Origin of the sequence: Bacillus sp. FDAARGOS_1420 (assembly GCF_019344915.1) — a bacterium.
Lineage (GTDB): Bacteria > Bacillota > Bacilli > Bacillales > Bacillaceae_G > Bacillus_A > Bacillus_A mycoides.
The window spans coordinates 2,465,929-2,485,620 of the sequence record NZ_JAHWJB010000002.1 but is presented as its reverse complement, the minus strand read 5'-3'; the positions used below and the strand labels follow the sequence as shown (position 1 = coordinate 2,485,620).

The window sequence follows — 19,692 nt, the reverse complement described above, 5'->3', positions numbered from 1 at the left end:
AATGAAAGATATAATTATCGTTGGAGCTGGTCAAGCTGGATTAACAATGGGATACTACTTGAAGCAGGAAGGATGTAGTTTCTTATTACTTGAGGCGGGAAACCGAATTGGCGATTCTTGGAGAGACCGCTATGATTCTTTGCAGCTCTTCACACCAAGGGAATATAGTAGTTTACCAGGTATGATATTAAAAGGAGAAGGGAGTGGATTTCCATGTAAAGATGAAATTGCAATTTATTTAGAAGAATATGCAAGGTATTTTCAATTGCCGGTACAATTACAGACTCAAGTTTTAAAAATAAGAAAAGAGAAAGAAATATTTGAATTACACACTCCTACAGAAATTTTACAATCGAAAAAAGTTATTATCGCATCAGGTGGTTTTCAGCAACCATTCATCCCCTCATTTTCACAACATCTTTCATCACATATTTTTCAAATACATTCATCACAATATAAATCACCATTACAAATTCCAAAGGGAAAAGTACTTGTAGTAGGTGGTGGGAATTCAGGCATGCAAATAGCAGTAGAACTTGCAAAAACTCATGAAGTTACAATGTCTATAAGTCATCCGTTAACCTTTTTACCGTTATATCTTTTTAGAAAAAGCATTTTTAATTGGTTAGAAAAAATGGGTTTATTGTATGCCGAAATACATACAAAGAGAGGAAGGTGGTTTCAGAAGCGAAAGGATCCCATTTTTGGTTTTGAAGGTAAGGAACTTATTCGTAGTGGAGCAATAAAACTACAGGGAAAAGTGGTAAGTGCATCAGGAAATAATATTATGTTTCAGAATGGTGGCACGTATAGTGCACAAAGTATTATATGGTCAACTGGTTTTGTTCAAGATTATAAATGGATTGAAATAGAAAAGGCAGTGAATATGAATGGATTTCCTAATCATACAAAGGGAATGAGTCCAGTAAGAGGATTGTATTATATTGGGCTGCCGTGGCAATCTCAAAGGGGTTCTGCGCTTATTTGTGGTGTAGGAAAGGATGCGGTGTATTTGCTTTCTGAAATCAAAAAATAGATCAGTAGCAACAGCTACTGATCATCCATATGTACATGAATTAGGAGAGGTCAAACATTTCAAACGTTTATTAGCTTTAGTATAATAGATTTTCATGAAATAAAAAACTGAAAATTATAATTTTTTTGTTGAGAAAGTTTTTTGTATCGAAATATATAAAAAAACGGGAATTTCTATTGAAAGAAAATATGATATTTATCCCGCATTAACGGGCAGTAAGATCCCCCACCTCAAAATTCGGCACATGCGAGGAAGTTAGGTGAGAGATCAACTGCCCGTAAAAGTCCCTCTGATTAAAGTTTCACTTTATATTTTAGTAAAGTATGATATAGTCTATATAAGATTGATTTCCTTAAAATATCTTTTTTGTATAGTAATTACATTCACAGTTGGGAAGGGGAACAGATTGTGAAGTTTGATGATCAACGTCTACTAGGAATACGATTAGGTTCTGTACTCATAACAGAAGAAAATCAATATTTAGTAATTAAGAAGAAAGATCATTATGCACTATTAAACATACATAATTTAGAATGCACACATGTCGAAGTGCAGTTAGAACATATTGAAGAACTGCTGCATGAAGATTTCCAAGAAAGTATAACGGAAATTATCGCACCAGAACATATTAAAATTGTGGTGAAAAATGTTATATAAAGAAAGAAGCTGGGAGAATCAGCTTCTTTCTTTGTTTTACTTCGTTAATTATAAGGATAACATTTTTAAAATCTCACCAATAATTCCATCCTTTTGATGAACACCTAAATCCGAGTTCGTCATAATAACAGCGCCATCACCTCGGTATGGATTACATACCATCATACATTGAAATCCAACACCCCAGCCAAGTGAATAAATTTGTAAGTCTTCATTAGAATACTCTAGAAAAACACCTAATCCAGTCCATTTAGTGCATCCTTGAGGAGAAATCATATCTTGTACTGTTTTTTGAGAAAGTTTCAGTTTGCTATTTCCCTGTAAGGACTGAATGATTTCAATAATTAAAGTTGATAAGTCAGTTGGTGTTGTCCAAACGCCTGAAGCTGCTGCGAATGGATAAAATGGATACTTCTCATTTGTTACAGTTCCATCTTTATTATGCCCGCAAGCAAAAGCATCGGTTTTATCTATGTCTTCGGGAGAGAAGAGTGTACTATTTTTCATTTGTAGTGGCTGAAAAATAAATTCTTCAAGTAAAAGGTTGAACGATTTCCCAGTAATATCTTCAAGTAGTTGTTCGATAATACAAAAATTTGCGTCAGAGTAGTGGAATTGGCTTTCTGGTGCATAAGTTACTTCTATAGGTACTGGGCAATATAATGTTTTACCAGCAAGGAGCTCATCCATTTTAGGTAGTTCTTGTGCAAGTGTATAATGTTCAAAACTATTGGGAGGATCAATGATTCCAGATTGGTGACTTAATAAGTTTCGCAGCGTTACTTTTTTCTGTGAAGTAAATAGACTGGTAGGGATGTTCCAAGATGTGAGTCTATCATTTACGTCTTCATCTAAATGTACGATTCCTTGATCTGATAACGTTAGTACAAGCATTGAAGTGATGAATTTGCTAATAGAACAAGAATTGAATATGGAATTCGTAGTGACAGTTCTAGTTGTTCCAGTTTCAAGTGTTCCGAAGGCAGTAGTTTCATCAAGTCTACCGTCACGTATAACGGCAAAGCTTAATCCTGCAACGGAATATTGGTTCATTTTCTCATATATATTGTTGTTTTTTAAGTTCATGGTGACCCCTTCCCTCCAAAAGACAGAATATTAGTTTTATTATACAGTAATAAATAGAGAGAAGGAGAGAAAAAGAAAACACTTCATCTATTATCGATGAAGTGTTTTCTTAGTTTAAGTTAATTCGAAGTAAAGGCTTTGAAAAATTTATCTCGGTACATGTACATAAGCCATGAGGTTGTTAGTAAGGAAATAATGATTTGTTTGTTTTTAATTGGTGCATTGAAAACAAGCCAGCCAACGATATCAAATAATAAATGTAGTGCAATTGAAAGAACTACAAATTGTAGTAATGTCTTAAAAAATCTTTTCATAAAGTGTCCCCCTAAAATAAAAGGTTTTATCCCGCATTAACGGGCAGTAAAACTCCCACTGATTAAAGTTTCACTTTATCAACAGTGTTGTATATTACTATTATACATTAAATGTGTCATGTGGTAAAATTTACATAAGTTACTTAAATAAAACATATGAAAGCTAGTGAGGAGGAATAGTCATGGAATTTTGGATGATCATACCGATAGCGGTCTTTGGGTTTATTTATATAGTTGAAAAATTAAATAAAATCGAAAAGAAAACGGATGCGCGTTTAAAGCGGATGGAAGATAGATTACAATTAATTACGAAAGAAATGGGAATTGTAGATAGAGAACCCGAAATTAATAAAGAGTTGCGGCAGCTTATGGAAGAAGGAAAAACAGTTACGGCAGTTAAGAGAGTAAGAGAAGCATTTGGTTTTTCAATACTAGAAGCGAAGCAATATGTTGATAAGTTATAAAAAGGTCATCCATTTGGGTGATCTTTTTTCACTGCACCATACGTGTATTTACATAAGCAGCTATTATAACGTGGCCAATTATAATGATAGGAAATACGATTTTTGCATTAGGGGTAGTGAAGACACTACCAATTGTGGCGATAACACCAGCGGTTAAATTATAAAGACCAACTATCTTCGATAACTTAACTTTATCTGACACACGGCGTTCATTGAATCTTGATAAGAGCCAAGTGTATTGTTTTACTCCGATGAAATAAGCTAATGCAAATGAAATGATTGCTAGTATGAATAATGATGGAGAAGCGAAGAGAGTCATTGAGAACACCTCCGTTAATGGACTATAAATAAATTATAGTATGATTTTAAGTTTATTAAAAATGAGATATTTACGATGAAGGGAGATTACATATGAATATTTCGGAATTCCAGCAATATGTATCGAGTTTCAGTAAAGAAAAAGGATTTCAAGATACAACAATTGAAGAGCGTACGATGTATGCGATGGCGGAATTAGGTGAATTAGCGGAAGTTATATTAAGGCGTGATAAAATACAAGATTCGAAAAGAGAGATTGGTTTAGAAATGTTTGATGTAATTTGGAATGTATGTGATTTAGCAAACAAGTTAGAAATTGATTTAGAGAAGGCATTCGAAGAAAAAATGATGATTAATAAAAAACGTGAATGGTAAAAGGAAAGTTAAAAAGCGCACAAAATTTTGTGCGCTTTTTATTAATGGTATGAAAAATATGTAAAAAAAGATGGAACAAACATTTGAGATGAACTGTCTAATATAGGTAATAACTATTTAGTTTGAAAGAAAGGGTGGAGAAAATGAAAAAGAATACATTATTAAAATTAGGGGTATGTGTTAGTTTGCTAGGAACAACCCAATTTGTTAGCACAATTTCTTCTGTGAAAGCGGAACAAAAGCTAGAGCAAAAAGTAATAAAGAATGAGACAGGAACTATTTCAATTTCTCAGTTAAATAAAAATGTATGGGTTCATACTGAGCTAGGTTATTTTAATGGAGTAGCAGTTCCTTCGAGTGGTCTAGTTCTTACTACTTCTAATGGGTTAGTACTTGTCGATTCTTCTTGGGATGATAAGTTAACGAAGGAACTAATAGAGATGGTAGAAAAGAAATTTAAGAAGCGCGTAACGGATGTTATTATTACACATGCGCATGCTGATCGAATTGGCGGAATTAAAACGTTGAAAGAAAGAGGCATTAAAGCGCATAGTACAGCATTAACTGCGGAACTAGCAAAGAAAAATGGATATGAAGAGCCACTTGGAGACTTACAAACAATTACGAATATGAAGTTTGGAAATATAAAAGTAGAAACGTTCTATCCAGGGAAAGGGCATACAGAAGATAATATTGTCGTATGGTTACCGCAATACAACATTTTAGCTGGAGGCTGTTTAGTGAAATCTGCGGAAGCTAAAGATTTAGGGAATGTTGCTGATGCATATGTAAATGAATGGTCCACATCGATTGAGAATGTGTTGAACCGATACGGAAATATGAACTTAGTAGTGCCTGGTCATGGAGAAGTAGGGGACAGAGGATTACTTTTACATACATTGGATTTGTTGAAATAAGAAACTGTGGGAATATAAAAGCGAGGAGAAATAATTTTCTCCTCGCTTTCTTCTAACTATATTTAAATGCGAAGCTATCAATTATGCCTGCATAAGTTACTGAGATTTTAATTCCAAGTATACAAATACCAGTACCGTCATAATTGCTATAACAACGTAAGTAACATCAAGCATTATAAGTGTCTTTAAAGTTTCAGTCATCCTAATTCACCCCTGGTATGAAAATGTAACATAATCTCTTATCAATCAGTTAAGAGATTATAAAGATAACGATGTACATGAAATTTCTTAAGTAGTTTCTATATAAATATATCATATAAATAATGTAAAAAATGTTAAGATGGTGTAAATGTATTGTAAATAAAGAGGTTTCCTCTAAAATCTTTAATCAAAAAATTGATAGTTCTTCAAAATGAAAAAATGCTATTCTTTCTGTTGAATGATAGAAAGAATAGCGTTTTTGTATGCTTATTAGTTGCTAATAGTTCTCTAAATCAATCATCTAGCTATTTGAAAGTATTAACAAAGGTGTCCGTTTTTTAGCGCCAATAAAAATATTATGTCAACAATATGAACTGTCACAAATTTATATATATTATTGTGATTCATATCACATCCTTTTTTCCTAATGGGTATTATGCTTGATTTGTAAGGAATGATTGGGAGAGGGTGGGATGATATGTTTTGTTATCAATGTGAACAAACGCCAACAGGCGGATGTAAAGTGATGGGTGTTTGTGGTAAGAATGAAACAATTGCAAGTTTACAAGATACGATTGTGTTTGGATTAAAAGGAATAGCGGCTTATCGTACACATGCTGCGCAGCTAGGGTATACAGATGCATTTGTAGATGCTACAACTCAAGAAGCGCTATATATGACATTAACAAATTCTAACTTTAATGAACAAGAACATATTGATATGGCTATGAAAGTAGGGGAATCGGCTTTACGAGTAATGGAGTTATTAGATGAGGCACATACGAATCACTTTGGTGTTCCGGAGCCTGTTCAAATTACACAAAACCATGTAGAAGGTAAGGCAATTGTAGTTACTGGTCATAATTTATTTGCATTAGAAGAGTTATTAAAGCAAACAGAAGGAAAAGAAATTAACATTTATACGCATTCTGAAATGCTACCAGCACACGGATATCCACAACTGAAAAAATATAAACATTTAAAAGGAAACATCGGTAAGGCATGGTACGATCAACGACGACTTTTCGAAAAATTTACAGGTGCCATATTAGCGACAACGAACTGTGTTATGCCAATTAAAGGATCATACTCTGATCGATTCTTTTCATATGATATTGCAGGCTTAGAGGGCGTACAAAAAATTGAAAATGACGATTTTGCACCATTGATTCAAAAAGCGCTAGAACTTCCAGAAGTACATATGGAGTCGGATGAACAGTTAGTAACAGGGTTTCACCATAATACGGTATTATCATTAGCTCCAGAAATTATTGAGGCAGTAAAGGAAGGGAAAATAAAGCGTTTCTTTGTTATCGCAGGTTGTGATGCCCCAGGAAAAGGCGGGGAATATTATCGTGAATTAGCAACGTCACTTCCGCCAGAAACGGTTATTTTAACAACTTCTTGTGGAAAATTCCGCTTTAATGATGTGAATTATGGGGTTGTACCTGGTACGGAGATTCCGCGTTACATTGACTTAGGACAATGTAATAATTCAATTTCGACAGTGAAAATAGCGGCCGCTTTAGCTGATGCTTTTCAATGTGAAGTGAATGAATTGCCAGTGAGTATTGTTCTATCATGGTTCGAACAAAAAGCGGTTGCCATTTTACTTGGGCTATTTAGTCTTGGTATTCAAGATATTCGCATTGGTCCAAAGGCACCTGAATTTATTTCACCTGGTGTGCTTGATGTATTACAAGAAACATTCGGTTTAAAACTAATTACAACCGCAGCAGAAGACATGAATATGATGTTATCGTAACAAAAAGGATGTCCTATATGTAGAGTTGACTTTATCCCGCTATTTGCGGGCAGTAAAACTCCCACCTCAAAATTCAGCTGGAGCAAAGAAGTTAGGGGGGAGCCCTGCTGCCCGTAAACGCCCGATTGGTGAGGGCTAATAATTAGTGGGGGATGAACAGAACCCCCCCACTAATTAAAGTTTCACTTTATAAAGAGTTTGTATGTATTCGCAAGCTCATGTATTAGATGCACAGGTGCATTAGTAGAAGAACAAAAAATGATCCGTCTTTTTAATAAGGAGAGCTAGCCACATTCATTAACTTCGGAATATTATAACGCCCCAAAACAAAAATGTGGAATTTTTGTTTTGGGTATTTCCTTTTCTTAGCTGGATAGGTATGTGGTGAGATTTCTTAAGAAGAAAATAGGCAGTATCCAATAGATAATAGCGGATTTAAGAAAAAATTTAAAAATCGAGTTGACATTCTATCTACATAGTCATACAATGTAGTAGTAATGAGTAATACTGAATAGCGTAGTTTTTAAAAATATATTCAGTATCCAATAGGCAAAAGCGGATTTAAGAAAAAATTTAAAAATCGAGTTGACATTCCATCTACTTAGTCATACAATGTAGTTGTAATAAGTAATACTGAATAGTGAGGTTTCTCAAAAGCTATTCAGAAAAATTAGCCTTAGTACTCTGTGATACTGAATATAAGTCAGACAGAATAGGGGGTAAAGGAGGATCAGAATATGGAAAATTTAACTGAAATGCTGAAAGGTTCGCTGGAAGGATGTGTTCTGGAAATCATTAGCCGCCGTGAAACTTATGGCTATGAGATTACCCGCCACCTGAATGAGCTTGGGTTTACTGAAGTCGTGGAAGGAACGGTCTATACCATCCTTGTGCGATTAGAGAAGAAAAAACTTGTGAATATTGAAAAGAAACCGTCAGACATGGGGCCGCCTCGCAAGTTTTATTCACTAAATGAGGATGGCCGTCAGGAGCTTGAATTGTTTTGGAGAAAATGGGATTTTGTATCATCAAAAATTAACGTCTTGAAGTCAAACTAGCCTCATAAGATTAAATATTCGGCCGATATTTTGGGAGTTTCTTGTTCTGCTTTATAAAAAAGGAGGAAAAATAATATGTTGGAAATGTTCAAAAAATTAATTGGTGATAAAAAAGAGTACAAAATGATGATGGCACGGGTTGGAGCTCTGCCAGAGGACTATCAGTTTGTGTTTAAGAAAATTCAAAACTACATGTGGAATTTCTCAGCTGGTAACGGGATGGATATGCTACACATACAGTATGAACTAATCGATTTGTTTGAAGCCGGTGCGGCGGAAGGCAGACAAGTGCTAGAAATAACTGGGGAGGACGTGGCATCCTTTGCTGACGAACTAGTGGCAAATGCTAAAACTTATGTTTCCAAGTATCGTGAAGATTTGAACGAAAGTATCATGAAGCAATTGAGAAAAAAATAAATGCAACAGGTAATACCGACTGATTAGCTGGTTACAAATGTGAATTGACGCCACTGCTATTCAGTTATATTTTTAAACCAGTACTAAGTAATACAGATTATCAGTAATACTAAATAGAGGAGTGCAGGCAGTCTAGCTTTACAAAACATTTTTTAAGGAGGAAAAAAGCATGACCAATACAGCGATTTCTGTAAAAGGATTAAAAAAATCCTTTAAAGATAAGGAAGTGTTAAAAGGGGTAGATTTTGAAGTGCAGCGTGGCGAAATTTTCGCACTGCTGGGCTCAAATGGAGCGGGCAAGACGACGATAGTCAATATCCTCTCGACGCTGATGAAGCAAGATGGCGGCGAAGTAGGTATTTGTGGTTTTGACGTCCAGCGTCAATCGGATCATGTTCGTCAAAGTATCAGTTTGACAGGGCAGTTCGCAGCTTTAGACGGTATGCTCACGGGGAGAGAAAACTTGATAATGATCGCCAAGTTGCGTGGAGTTTCTAGTCCTGCTCAAGTCGCTGACAATTTGCTTGCAAGATTTAGCCTGACCGATGCAGCCAACCAGAGGGCAGATCAGTATTCAGGTGGGATGAAGCGCCGGCTTGATATCGCGATGAGTTTGATCGGAACGCCAGCAGTCATTTTTCTCGATGAACCGACGACAGGGCTTGACCCCGAAGCGCGGATTGAAGTGTGGGATACCGTCAAGGAACTTGCCGGCGGCGGCACAACCATCTTGCTGACAACTCAGTACTTGGAGGAAGCCGAACAACTGGCGGACCGTATCGCTATCTTGCATGGTGGAAAAATTATTACGACTGGTACTCTTACAGAACTTAAAGAGATGTTCCCGCCAACAAAAGTGGAGTATATCGAGAAGCAGCCGACATTGGAAGAAATTTTCCTTGCGATCATTGGCAAAAAGGAGGAGATGTAAATGAAGAGCAAAACAGGGGTATTATTAGGGCGTTTAATGCGCAACATTATGCGCAGTCCGGATACAATTATTACGGTAGCGATTACGCCGATTATGATGATGCTGTTGTTTGTCTACGTATTTGGCGGCGCCATAAAGACAGGAACGGATAACTACGTCAATTATTTATTGCCGGGAATCTTGCTGATGGCTATCGCATCCGGTGTCGCTTACACTTCCGTACGGTTGTTTACGGATGTAAAGAGCGGGCTGATGGCACGTTTCATTACTATGCCTATCAAGCGTTCGTCGGTATTATGGGCTCACGTATTAACATCACTTGTTGCTAATGTGCTTACTATCGTGGTGGTTATCCTTGTTGCGCTCTTAATGGGCTTCCGTTCCAGTGCCAATATTCTGGATTGGCTCGCGGTAGCTGGAATACTCGGGATGTTTACGCTGGCGCTGACATGGTTGGCTATCATTCCTGGGTTGACAGCGAAGTCTATGGAAGGGGCGACAGCCTACTCGTACCCACTAATTTTTCTGCCCTTTATTAGTTCGGCCTTTGTTCCTACCGAAACTATGCCAAAAATTGTTCGTGCGTTCGCTGAAAACCAGCCTGTGACTTCAATTGTGAATGCGATTCGTGCCCTCTTATATGAAGGGACTGTTGGCAACGATATTTGGACTGCACTTGCTTGGTGCGTTGGCATTATGGTTATCGCTTACTTCTTCGCTGGTAAAGCATTTAAACGTCAGTTAGGGTAAAACCATCAGTTCGGTGTTCTATTGCAACTAAATCTTCTGAAATAATATATATGTTTGGAAAAGTGGATTAAAATCACATCAATCTTAGTTAATGCTATAATTGTTAGTATTCTTACTGGTTATGCAGTTGGTACGTAAGTAGGCTCAGACGTTGAGAAAAAGCAGACTGAGAGAGTTAAAAGGGAAGAGATAATATTTTGACCTCAATTCTAATTGCCATATAATAAATGCAATTTTTATACATGAAAAGCCCACCTATTTCCGTAGGTGGGCTATATCTTTACTACACAATTCGAAAGTATACTCTCTTTTTCTAAACATGTAATTATGCATATTTAGAAAAAACTACACTTAATAAATATTACATATAGTAAATGGAAACTTATGGTGTAATTCTTTTAACAGGCTCAACATGATAACCATTACATAAGGTGCGTAGGCTCCTTTGTAAAAGTTCTTCTTTTCTGAAAAATGAATATTGATTCGCTATATGTAATAAAAATTCATGGGAATAATTTTATGTTTTCTAAATTTATTCCTTTACATCAATGTGTATTATTTATTACAACAGCTTCATGTCAAAGATAAGATGTGAAAGCAAAGGGAAATATAAGTATCTTTATAACGAGTTCCTAATATAATCAATGTGTTAACGAAAGGAACTCTGTATTATGTTTATTTTTCTATTAACTAATACAGCTTCAAAAAATAGACACAATTGCTACATACCAATTGTAATTTATTATCTATTCATAATTCTGTTTATTCTGTCTTTCTAAAAATAAAAAAATATTAGACTCGCAAATATAAACGTTATAATGAGGGCGTCGAGAGGTAACCGATTACCTACGAAGAAAATATCAAACATTTTAAAATTGGACAGACTGAAACGAGTAATTACAGAAAGGTGTGTGACCAGAAGGGGGATTTCTTCAAAATAGTTTAGCAGCAGCGGATATCGTATTAGCTGGTGTAAACAATATCATCAATGGTAAGTAAAGGGTTGGAGGATAAATGCCTCGCACATTAAGAGAGACAGCTTTAGGTGGAATCGTTTACAATATGGTGCATCAAGTAAGCGGTTCATTTTTTAAGAATGGTCTATATTCTTAAGCTTAAAAAGAGACGTAAAAATAGGATACAAGGGGGATTTATTATATGAATGGGAATACTGCAAAAAAAATAGAATTTCAAGCTGAAAATAATGCAGTGAAAAATGAGAAATATCTAGATCCTAAAAAGTGGCATAAACAAGATACTACCTGGGCATTGAGCCTTTTTGGAACAGCAATTGGAGCAGGGGTGCTCTTTTTACCGATTAATGCAGGTTCAGGTGGTTTATTATCATTACTACTAATTACATTGCTTGCATATCCAGTTATGTATTACTCACATAGGGCACTTGCTAAAATGATTTACACTTCTAATTCTGCTGATGAGGGGATTACAGGCACAATAAGAGAGTATTTCGGAAATAAGGCAAGTATCATTTTTAACATCGTATATTTCGGCTCAATTTATACAATCGTATTGATGTATTCGGTTGCGCTTACAAATACCGCAAGTAGTTTTATCGTGCATCAATTGCACATGCCGGAGCCTCCAAGGGCCATTTTATCTCTTGTATTAGTGCTCGGCCTTATTGCTATACTAAATTTTGGTCAAGATATTACTGTGAAAATCATGAGTATGCTCGTATATCCTTTCATAGCTTCTCTACTTTTCATCGCAATATCTTTAATTCCACAGTGGAATACGTCAATGCTTAGCTTTTCAAGTGTTTCTACTGCTTCAACAGGAACAGGATATTTTGGAACGATATTAATGATTTTACCAATCATCGTATTCTCATTTAATCATTCACCTATGATTTCATCATTTGTTGTGAAACAGAAGGCTACGTATGGAATAGAAGCTACTGATGCTAAATGTGCACAAATACAAAAAGTTTGTTATATCATGACATTCGTTGTAGTTATGTTCTTCGTTTGGAGTAGTACACTGAGTTTGACTCCAGAGGATTTAAAAATGGCAAAAGAGCAAAACTTATCAATCCTTTCATATCTTGCTAATGAGCTTAATTCGCCTGTAATCACTATTGCAGCTCCAATCATTGCTTTTGTGGCTATTACAAAGTCTTTCCTTGGCCATTATATAGGAGCATTTGAGGTAATGCGTGACGTGATTATGAAGTTCGGTAAAACACGTGGAAAAGTTATTGAAGAAAAAACAATTAAGACAATGATCCTTACTTTTGTTGTATTAACATGCTGGTTTGTCGCTTATACAAATCCAAGTATTCTTGGAATTATTGATTCTCTAAGCGGTCCATTAGTTGCTGCTATCTTATGTCTATTACCGATGTATGCGATTAGTAAAGTACCAGTACTAGCTAAATACAAAGGGAAAATGAGCAATGTATTTGTTATTGTTGTAGGTATACTTACTGTCCTAGCAAGTATTAAGTCATTATTCTAATTCGCTATTGTTAGTTCAAGTGCTAAAATAGTGGGATATGAAAAAAGAATGAAAGAGATTATGGATAAGATAAGTCCATATTCGAATTTTAAACAAGCTGTTTTATGAGGGTTAAACTCTAATATAAAAAGACATGAACAAAGATTAGTTCATGTCTTTTTTTGTGTTGGCGTTATTCTTAGAAAAGCGTTTAAAGTAGGTAGCGGATAAAATGTTTTTACTAGGTATTTAAATAGAGGTAACTGGCATCTAGTCAAACTCAATATTATTTTGGGTTTAACTGGCCACTGCTTATGGGCAGTATAAACATAATCTCTCTTTTAAACCTTCTAACACTTCTTCAGGAACTTCCCTAATTTTGATATCTTTACCTAGGAAAAGTATCCAATTCGTTATTTCTGTTAATTCATCGGGATTGTTAACATTGATAAAAGTTTTTAGAATGGCTGTGGATTGGTAAGGATTTGTATAGGAAATAGAAATTTTTAAAGGATGGTATTTTTTGAACTGGGCAATCGCTTTTGGACCAAGTTCAAGTACAAGGTTGAGTGCTTCGTCCTTCTTACTTAGTTTTTCTAAAATCTTTTTCTTACTTAATCTCTTTTTCGTCGTATAGGGTTCGGCATTAATGAGATGATCGACAAGAAACATCTTCTTTTTTTCTTCTTTTATGTCAAAGCCTTCAATTATCCAATGGCTTTTTTCTTGATAAAGGTGTAGTAGATAAATTGGATAAGACTTGAATTCCTCCTCTTCTTTTACGGTAATCAATAAATGGCTATCCAAAAGAAGGATTTGGATGAGTTTTTCTAACATAGGATGGGGGAGGTCAGAAAGCTCAAGTAGGTCGGGATTATGGGGGTTAGTCCCTTCAAAAAGCAAGATTTGATTTAAAAGAACAAGGTCATCTTGCTGGATTTCTGAGATGAGTCCTAGTAGTTTTTCGGCTAAAGACTGACGACTCTTTAGATAGGGAAGTTGTTGATTTCTTGTGGCCATAAAGGCAATAAAAAGAGCTTTGACCTCATTATCAGTAAAGCGAACAACGGGCAGGATAGAGTTATGCATGACAAAATATCCCCCATCCCTTCCAACTTCAGCGACGAGCGGCATCCCCATGGCTTCAATTTCTCTAATGTCTCTAATTGCTGTCGATCGTGAGATGTTAAATTCTCGTATGATTTCAGAAATTGTAAAGTGGGAGCGGTTGTTAATATAGCGCATGATCGTATTAATCCGTTCAACTTTTTTCATGGTGGTCTCCTAAACAGTATCATTTTTTGACATGATTTAAAGATATTATAAACTCATCAAGTGAAAAGATAAATCGTTTGATTAATTTAAAAGTGAGGAAGGTTTTAAATATGAAAAATTATACAATAGAAGAAAAAGATAGCTTTATCGTGTTAGGTATTGGAACTGAACTTAAGAGCCACTATACAGACTTTGCGGGCATAAACAAGGAAAAGGCAGACTTTTGGCTGGCCGTCGAACAAGATGGAAGGTTGGACACTTTAAAAGCTTTAGCTACAAATGATTACATTTTTTCTGTGAGTGAAGCGGTGAATAACAAGATGATGTATTACGCTGGTGTCATGACAGAGGCAACGATACAAGAAGAATCTAGAGTTATCCAGTTTCCGAGGGGAGAATACCTAGTAGTTAAAGGGGAAGGCAATACAGCTGAGGAGCTAAGTAATAAGCTTACTGGTATTGCATTTGGTCAAGCATTAGCAGAAGTAAAAGATTTTGCCTATGTTGGTGGGCCAAATACAACAGTTGAGATGGGGCAGCGAAACGGCTTAGTATTTGGTGAAATATGGATTCCAGTTGTTAGGAAGTAAAGTGTTAAAAGGAGAGATGGAATTGTCCAATATAGTTGATTTTAAAAACGTAACTACAGCTGGCATGGAGTCTTCACCTGTAGCGGAAGCACTTGCTGGTTTACGTGCCCATGAAGCACGTTACTTTATGAATAAATACAAGCATGAATTTACGGTTGTACAAGCTAGTGAAAGCGAGAAGACTCTTGATTATGTGAACCGCATTTTGAAAGAAGAACGTAATATTGAGTTTGCGGCAAAACCTTTAGAAACATCGTGTTTTCAAGTGGAAAATATTAAATTTGCCTATGTCTTCTATGAGGATGGTCTTGCAGTCAACGTCATGTATACGTTGGATAATCCAAAGAAGCGGGCCGTTGGATTTAAGCTTTCTGAGGGAATGGAGATACCAACGGAGTTAGTAGAGAAGTTTAAGTTTGCTAGACAGAAGTCTAAACTTGCTGGAACAATTCGAGGTTCGTTTTTTGTAATTAAAGGAGAATATATTGCAAGTTGAAGAACCAGTCATTTGTTGTATTGAGTTATTCTTTTAAAAGGCGCGATTAAGGCTAACAATCTTGAATTGTTAGCCTTTTTTTACATAAGTATAATATTCATAGTCTGCTACACACTACGTTCAGATAAAATAAAACGAAAGGAAATTACTGTAGGGTGGTGGTGGCGTGAGCAAAAAAAGGCTATTTGAGTTATTCTTAGTAACTTTTGCTTTACTATTCCTTCATGTAAGCACATTTACTAATGAAAAATTGAATGATAAATTTGGTAACTTTACCTTCTTTGTTGTATTTCTCATGTTTTATATCAACGTTGCATTTATAGAACGTTATTTTGATGATATACAAAAGTGGATTCGAAATATCACATTTCTTCTTGCCTTGTTAGTAGTAACTTTAATATCACTATGGATAGGTTACTTTTAAAGCCTTGTGACTAAGGGGATTTTGTTATCTTTCCTTAACAACAAACAAGACGCCAACCAGATCATGGTAGCGCCTAAGATAAGTACTATTGGTTTAATCATTAACAAGTATACCTGGACCCTTTTTCAACATATACGAGAAACCCGAAATAAATACGATACTAAATATAATAATGGAAGACCACATATTAAAATGAAATTCTTTACCTACAACTAAATAGTAGATGTTATGGACCAAGAAATTAGCACCTATGATAATCCCACCTAACATTGAACTAATTACAAGACTGAGTAAATAAAATTTGAGCTTCTGAAACATTTCCTCTCTACTCCTTTTCTAAAATCAACTTTATTCAGGATGTTTTAGGAAATTATACCATTTATTTTTCTGATATTCTTAAATCTATAATATATTTAAGGTTATTTTAAGAGAAGAAGAATTGCCTACCAAAATGTCCATTTCGGGGTTTCACCAATATGCCCATCAAGCTAATGAAACTAGTATCCTAAAAACAAAAAATGTATATTTTCATCTGGAGATGCCAATTTTCTCGTTTTGGGGATACTATAAAATTTTAGGTTGATAGCCATGTGGTCCCGCCACATTGCCATCAAGTTAAGAAACTCATTGTTCCCCAAAAATGAAAAAATGAACTACAATTGTTTACTGAGAAATTCCCCCGACATATGTCATCACATATCTTGGATAAATTAGCTAGAGAAATAGGATTTGTTCAACAGGAAAATAAATATTAGCATCTTTCTTCCAAGAACAAATAAAAGAAAGCGTTGATTCTTATCTTCATTATCCAGGAATATACTCAGGCGGCCAAGAAAATAATTAGTGCAATAGTTACTCGAAAGAATAACTGAAAAATAACATACGAGGAGATGGAAGAAATGAAAAACGAAAGGATTCAACAATTACAAGAAAATTGGGAGTTAGATAAACGTTGGAAAGGGGTAAAACGCCCGTATTGTGCCGAAGATGTTATTCGTCTTCGAGGATCTATCGATATTGAGCATACACTAGCACGCCACGGTGCAGAGAAACTTTGGCAATCGCTTCATATAGAAGACTACATCAATGCGCTTGGTGCATTAACAGGAAATCAAGCAATGCAGCAAGTGAAAGCAGGTTTAAAAGCAATTTGTGTAAGTGGTTGGCAAGTAGCTGCTGATGCCAATTTATCTGGACATATGTATCCAGACCAAAGTTTATATCCAGTGAATAGTGTGCCCGCTGTTGTAAAAAGAATCAATCAAACGTTGCAACGTGCTGATCAAATTCAGCATATGGAAGGTGGCAGTGATATAGATTATTTCGTACCAATTGTTGCAGATGCAGAAGCTGGTTTTGGTGGGCAATTAAACGTATTTGAATTAATGAAAGGAATGATTGAAGCAGGTGCAGCAGGTGTACATTTTGAAGATCAGTTGTCTTCAGAAAAGAAATGCGGACATTTAGGTGGAAAAGTATTATTACCGACACAAACGGCGGTACGTAATTTAATTTCTGCTCGTTTAGCTGCGGATGTTATGGGCGTGCCGACAGTAATCGTGGCAAGAACAGATGCAGATGCAGCAGATTTAATTACGAGCGACATTGATCCAATTGATCAAGAATTTATTACAGGAGAAAGAACAACGGAAGGTTTTTATCGTACAAAAGCGGGGCTCAATCAAGCAATTGCACGTGGCCTAGCATATGCACCGTACGCAGATCTTATTTGGTGTGAAACGTCTGAACCAAATTTAGAAGATGCGAAGCGTTTTGCAGAAGCAATTCATAAGAGATACCCAGGAAAGTTACTCGCATATAACTGTTCACCGTCGTTTAATTGGAAACAAAAATTAGATCAAAAAACAATTGAAAACTTTCAAAAAGAACTGGCATCATATGGTTACAAACTCCAATTTGTAACACTTGCAGGATTCCATTCGTTAAACCACAGTATGTTCGAATTAGCACGCGGCTATAAAGAGCGTGGTATGGCAGCGTATTCTGAATTACAACAGGCCGAATTTGCAGCAGAAGAGCATGGTTATTTTGCTATGCGTCATCAACGAGAAGTCGGAACAGGTTACTTTGACGAAGTAGCACAAGTGATTACGGGTGGAACTTCATCTACGACAGCGCTGAAAGGTTCTACGGAAGAATTGCAGTTTAAAGATAATTAATTCAGTTATTGTGGAGAAAGTCTTAAATAACATTGGCATTTTGAACAAAAATTGCATGAGAAACACATATATATAACATTCTATTTATTTCGAATTTTCTCAATGTGTTTGTTGCATTTTTAAATTATAATATAAGTAACTCTTTTTATTGCTATATATCTGTCATTTCTTGTTACAGAATCCTTATTATAAGGATTCTGTTTTTTTGCATTAAATTTCTACAAACAAAAAAGATAAGATCGGAGAATTCAATCTTATCTTTAGTACAAGGAGTAAACATAAGGAATAATCATCATATTTTTATCACGCTTTATTTTTAAATTTTGAAACTATAAATAACAAGTATATCTATATTGAGAAATTTATTGCAAATTTAGTTGTAAATGTTTCAAATTAGAAAAGGTTAGCTCCTCACTTCACCCCAGCCAAAAACCTTACACCCAAAAACGAAGGGTAACTCAATTATCAAACTCATATTAAGTTTCAATCTTGCCTAAGCACCCATTAGGATATACAACTGATCATCTATTTTTCTTTACATAATCTCCAGATACAGTCCATATCAACTATAGATTCTTGTCTTATGCTAAATGTAGTTCCAAACAAAACAAGGAGGTAATGAAAAATGATTAAAACATTATTAGCAGGAGCACTTTTAAGTACAGGATTGGTAGCGGGGGGGGCAGTAGGTGCAGATGATGCGAAAATGGACAATTTAAAATCAAATGAAGATAGTTCAAATCAAGTAATTACACGGAGTGCAGATGGAACAACGTCTTTCTCACAAAACTTTGATGTACCTAAAGATGCAGTGCCAGCAACTCCTAAAGGAGATGCAAAAACTGTTGAAAGAACAGAAGGTACAGGTTCTCAAGAAGGAAAAATGGTACCAACAAAAGAAGGAAATTAAATAATATATAGTTATAACGAAGAGCATCCAAAAAGTGGTGCTCTTTTTATATTATAGGGATCAACTGGTTTTACTCAATATAGAACTGTAGGAGGAATTCAAGCTAGAATATGGGTTACTGTCTCTTCAAATCAGGGTGTTTGAAGCACTAGTTTTGATGGTAACGTTACAACATAAACATTTTATTAGAGATTTTTTAAATTTACATACACTCTAGATAAGCTACATATCAACTTCAGATACTTGTTTTATGATACAAGTAATCAAACAAAAGGAGGGCAATACAAAATGATTACAACAGTATTAACAGGGCACTCTTTTAAGTATAGGAGATTATTGACATGTGGAGAAAATGTTGAAGATGTACAGACAGATAAACATATTCCATATGAACAAAATGAATTGTAACAAACTCTAGAAAAGTACGATTCGAAGAAATTTGAGTTATAAAAAGAAAATAGATAAATATAGTGAAAATAGATAAATTGACAAGAGAAAAGCACTTTGTGTATATCACAGGTGCTTTTTATTTTCATTTTAATATAGGGCTTGAATTAAATTTTTACACTAAAATATATACGGCAAAAAGGGGGGGAGTTCATTGCACAAAGTTATTTATGGAATATTAATTTTAATTTATACTTTGTATTCATTTTTTGTAAGTGATGGAAGTGAAGTAGGGTTTATTATGGTGTTAACTATAGTACTTATCTTTTCTGTAGTTTTAGAAAAAGGAAATGCAAACAAAACGACTGATTAAAGGTCTTTTTGTTTGCATTTTTTAGTTGGCTATTACATTCCAGATGTTTTAGGGATAGCACCAAATCGCCATCAAGCTTAAAGAACGATTTATCCCCAAACAATAAATACGAGCAACATGCATAAAATTTTCGTTCTGGAGGTGGTATGAGATTTTGAGTTGATGGGCATGTGGTGCTCCCCCATACCCATCAACTTAAAAATTCAGAATTACCCCGAAATGAAAAAATGAGCATTTTTGTTACAAGTTAGCACAAAATTTCGTTCTGGGGGTACTATAAAATTTTAGCTTGATGGAGATTTGACGTTACC

General features: G+C 35.3%; 21 protein-coding genes and 2 pseudogenes. 18 read left to right on the top strand and 5 right to left on the bottom strand.

Translation table 11 applies throughout. From position 1 onward, the window contains the following. Position 1: 1 nt before the first annotated feature. Positions 2-1,036: a flavin-containing monooxygenase gene (locus tag I6L50_RS22970; RefSeq protein ID WP_219303221.1), complete on the top strand. Its 1,035-nt coding sequence runs from the start codon at positions 2-4 to the stop codon at positions 1,034-1,036. A 408-nt stretch (positions 1,037-1,444) separates the two neighbouring features. After that, the gene (locus I6L50_RS22965) at positions 1,445-1,693 is read left to right on the top strand and encodes a hypothetical protein (RefSeq protein ID WP_002087603.1); all 249 of its coding nucleotides are present in this window, start codon (positions 1,445-1,447) and stop codon (positions 1,691-1,693) included. Positions 1,694-1,741: 48 nt separating this feature from the next. Here I6L50_RS22965 and I6L50_RS22960 read toward each other — a convergent pair whose 3' ends face one another. Together I6L50_RS22960 and I6L50_RS22955 are read right to left on the bottom strand one after the other, a co-directional pair. Next, entirely contained in the window at positions 1,742-2,779 is a 1,038-nt protein-coding gene (locus I6L50_RS22960) for a serine hydrolase domain-containing protein (RefSeq protein WP_219303220.1), read from the bottom strand. A gap of 119 nt (positions 2,780-2,898) precedes the next feature. After that, on the bottom strand, positions 2,899-3,093 hold the full coding sequence (locus I6L50_RS22955) for a hypothetical protein (RefSeq protein ID WP_103655114.1): 195 nt from the start codon (positions 3,091-3,093) through the stop codon (positions 2,899-2,901). Between the two features lie 182 nt (positions 3,094-3,275). On the opposite strand from I6L50_RS22955, the gene I6L50_RS22950 reads away from it, so the two are divergent. Next, a complete protein-coding gene (locus I6L50_RS22950) occupies positions 3,276-3,557 on the top strand; it encodes a hypothetical protein (protein WP_219303219.1) in 282 nt (93 codons plus the stop codon). A 28-nt stretch (positions 3,558-3,585) separates the two neighbouring features. Here the strand turns inward: I6L50_RS22950 and I6L50_RS22945 are convergent, their stop codons facing one another. Then, entirely contained in the window at positions 3,586-3,876 is a 291-nt protein-coding gene (locus I6L50_RS22945; protein WP_219303218.1) for a DUF3784 domain-containing protein, read from the bottom strand. 92 nt (positions 3,877-3,968) lie between these two features. On the opposite strand from I6L50_RS22945, the gene I6L50_RS22940 reads away from it, so the two are divergent. The 9 genes and pseudogenes from I6L50_RS22940 to I6L50_RS22905 all read left to right on the top strand — a co-directional run bounded on the left by I6L50_RS22940 (position 3,969) and on the right by I6L50_RS22905 (position 12,767). After that, on the top strand, positions 3,969-4,250 hold the full coding sequence (locus tag I6L50_RS22940; RefSeq protein ID WP_219303217.1) for a MazG nucleotide pyrophosphohydrolase domain-containing protein: 282 nt from the start codon (positions 3,969-3,971) through the stop codon (positions 4,248-4,250). A gap of 143 nt (positions 4,251-4,393) precedes the next feature. Continuing rightward, positions 4,394-5,167 (top strand): BcII family subclass B1 metallo-beta-lactamase, encoded by a 774-nt coding sequence (bla2, locus tag I6L50_RS22935; RefSeq protein ID WP_002137546.1) that lies wholly within the window; start codon positions 4,394-4,396, stop codon positions 5,165-5,167. 679 nt (positions 5,168-5,846) lie between these two features. Then, positions 5,847-7,133: a hydroxylamine reductase gene (gene hcp, locus I6L50_RS22930; protein ID WP_219303216.1), complete on the top strand. Its 1,287-nt coding sequence runs from the start codon at positions 5,847-5,849 to the stop codon at positions 7,131-7,133. 737 nt (positions 7,134-7,870) lie between these two features. Continuing rightward, a complete protein-coding gene (locus tag I6L50_RS22925; RefSeq protein ID WP_002128372.1) occupies positions 7,871-8,191 on the top strand; it encodes a PadR family transcriptional regulator in 321 nt (106 codons plus the stop codon). A gap of 75 nt (positions 8,192-8,266) precedes the next feature. Beyond that, on the top strand, positions 8,267-8,608 hold the full coding sequence (locus I6L50_RS22920) for a DUF1048 domain-containing protein (protein WP_002014108.1): 342 nt from the start codon (positions 8,267-8,269) through the stop codon (positions 8,606-8,608). A gap of 169 nt (positions 8,609-8,777) precedes the next feature. Next, complete coding sequence (locus I6L50_RS22915) at positions 8,778-9,539, top strand: ABC transporter ATP-binding protein (protein ID WP_219303215.1); 762 nt, start codon at positions 8,778-8,780, stop codon at positions 9,537-9,539. Continuing rightward, positions 9,540-10,289, top strand: coding sequence for an ABC transporter permease (locus tag I6L50_RS22910; RefSeq protein WP_219303214.1), 750 nt, complete (start codon positions 9,540-9,542; stop codon positions 10,287-10,289). Positions 10,290-10,343: 54 nt separating this feature from the next. Next, positions 10,344-10,539 (top strand): annotated as a pseudogene (locus I6L50_RS35705) (PRK06770 family protein); the annotation flags it as partial. Between the two features lie 908 nt (positions 10,540-11,447). Then, positions 11,448-12,767, top strand: a complete 1,320-nt coding sequence (locus I6L50_RS22905) for an aromatic amino acid transport family protein (protein ID WP_215589996.1) — start codon at positions 11,448-11,450, stop codon at positions 12,765-12,767. A 291-nt stretch (positions 12,768-13,058) separates the two neighbouring features. Here I6L50_RS22905 and I6L50_RS22900 read toward each other — a convergent pair whose 3' ends face one another. Then, complete coding sequence (locus I6L50_RS22900) at positions 13,059-14,021, bottom strand: helix-turn-helix transcriptional regulator (RefSeq protein ID WP_063217440.1); 963 nt, start codon at positions 14,019-14,021, stop codon at positions 13,059-13,061. A 110-nt stretch (positions 14,022-14,131) separates the two neighbouring features. Between I6L50_RS22900 and I6L50_RS22895 the strand changes: the two genes are divergently transcribed. The 3 genes from I6L50_RS22895 (at position 14,132) to I6L50_RS22885 (ending at position 15,531) form a co-directional block, all read left to right on the top strand. Then, on the top strand, positions 14,132-14,611 hold the full coding sequence (locus I6L50_RS22895; protein ID WP_016091906.1) for a GyrI-like domain-containing protein: 480 nt from the start codon (positions 14,132-14,134) through the stop codon (positions 14,609-14,611). After that, positions 14,598-15,107, top strand: a complete 510-nt coding sequence (locus I6L50_RS22890; RefSeq protein ID WP_219303742.1) for a phage tail protein — start codon at positions 14,598-14,600, stop codon at positions 15,105-15,107. Before I6L50_RS22895 ends, I6L50_RS22890 begins: the two co-directional genes overlap by 14 nt. Before the next feature lie 166 nt (positions 15,108-15,273). After that, entirely contained in the window at positions 15,274-15,531 is a 258-nt protein-coding gene (locus I6L50_RS22885; protein WP_002128363.1) for a DUF3963 domain-containing protein, read from the top strand. A 93-nt stretch (positions 15,532-15,624) separates the two neighbouring features. Here I6L50_RS22885 and I6L50_RS22880 read toward each other — a convergent pair whose 3' ends face one another. Further along, the gene (locus I6L50_RS22880) at positions 15,625-15,849 is read right to left on the bottom strand and encodes a hypothetical protein (protein ID WP_219303213.1); all 225 of its coding nucleotides are present in this window, start codon (positions 15,847-15,849) and stop codon (positions 15,625-15,627) included. 581 nt (positions 15,850-16,430) lie between these two features. Here I6L50_RS22880 and aceA point away from each other — a divergent pair. The 3 genes and pseudogenes from aceA to I6L50_RS22865 all read left to right on the top strand — a co-directional run bounded on the left by aceA (position 16,431) and on the right by I6L50_RS22865 (position 19,381). Then, the gene (gene aceA / locus I6L50_RS22875; RefSeq protein WP_219303212.1) at positions 16,431-17,711 is read left to right on the top strand and encodes an isocitrate lyase; all 1,281 of its coding nucleotides are present in this window, start codon (positions 16,431-16,433) and stop codon (positions 17,709-17,711) included. A gap of 625 nt (positions 17,712-18,336) precedes the next feature. Beyond that, positions 18,337-18,615, top strand: a pseudogene (locus I6L50_RS22870) (hypothetical protein); the annotation flags it as partial. 607 nt (positions 18,616-19,222) lie between these two features. After that, positions 19,223-19,381 (top strand): hypothetical protein, encoded by a 159-nt coding sequence (locus tag I6L50_RS22865; RefSeq protein ID WP_002137521.1) that lies wholly within the window; start codon positions 19,223-19,225, stop codon positions 19,379-19,381. Positions 19,382-19,692: the final 311 nt, after the last annotated feature.

Coding starts and splice junctions, on each gene's coding strand:
- I6L50_RS22910 (WP_219303214.1), top strand. CDS start 9,540: ATGAAGAGCAAAACAGGGGTATTATTAGGGCGTTTAATGCGCAACATT.
- I6L50_RS22955 (WP_103655114.1), bottom strand. CDS start 3,093: ATGAAAAGATTTTTTAAGACATTACTACAATTTGTAGTTCTTTCAATT.
- I6L50_RS22945 (WP_219303218.1), bottom strand. CDS start 3,876: ATGACTCTCTTCGCTTCTCCATCATTATTCATACTAGCAATCATTTCA.
- I6L50_RS22900 (WP_063217440.1), bottom strand. CDS start 14,021: ATGAAAAAAGTTGAACGGATTAATACGATCATGCGCTATATTAACAAC.
- I6L50_RS22940 (WP_219303217.1), top strand. CDS start 3,969: ATGAATATTTCGGAATTCCAGCAATATGTATCGAGTTTCAGTAAAGAA.
- I6L50_RS22880 (WP_219303213.1), bottom strand. CDS start 15,849: ATGTTTCAGAAGCTCAAATTTTATTTACTCAGTCTTGTAATTAGTTCA.
- hcp (WP_219303216.1), top strand. CDS start 5,847: ATGTTTTGTTATCAATGTGAACAAACGCCAACAGGCGGATGTAAAGTG.
- I6L50_RS22970 (WP_219303221.1), top strand. CDS start 2: ATGAAAGATATAATTATCGTTGGAGCTGGTCAAGCTGGATTAACAATG.
- I6L50_RS22895 (WP_016091906.1), top strand. CDS start 14,132: ATGAAAAATTATACAATAGAAGAAAAAGATAGCTTTATCGTGTTAGGT.
- I6L50_RS22950 (WP_219303219.1), top strand. CDS start 3,276: ATGGAATTTTGGATGATCATACCGATAGCGGTCTTTGGGTTTATTTAT.
- I6L50_RS22920 (WP_002014108.1), top strand. CDS start 8,267: ATGTTGGAAATGTTCAAAAAATTAATTGGTGATAAAAAAGAGTACAAA.
- bla2 (WP_002137546.1), top strand. CDS start 4,394: ATGAAAAAGAATACATTATTAAAATTAGGGGTATGTGTTAGTTTGCTA.
- I6L50_RS22915 (WP_219303215.1), top strand. CDS start 8,778: ATGACCAATACAGCGATTTCTGTAAAAGGATTAAAAAAATCCTTTAAA.
- I6L50_RS22925 (WP_002128372.1), top strand. CDS start 7,871: ATGGAAAATTTAACTGAAATGCTGAAAGGTTCGCTGGAAGGATGTGTT.
- aceA (WP_219303212.1), top strand. CDS start 16,431: ATGAAAAACGAAAGGATTCAACAATTACAAGAAAATTGGGAGTTAGAT.
- I6L50_RS22905 (WP_215589996.1), top strand. CDS start 11,448: ATGAATGGGAATACTGCAAAAAAAATAGAATTTCAAGCTGAAAATAAT.
- I6L50_RS22960 (WP_219303220.1), bottom strand. CDS start 2,779: ATGAACTTAAAAAACAACAATATATATGAGAAAATGAACCAATATTCC.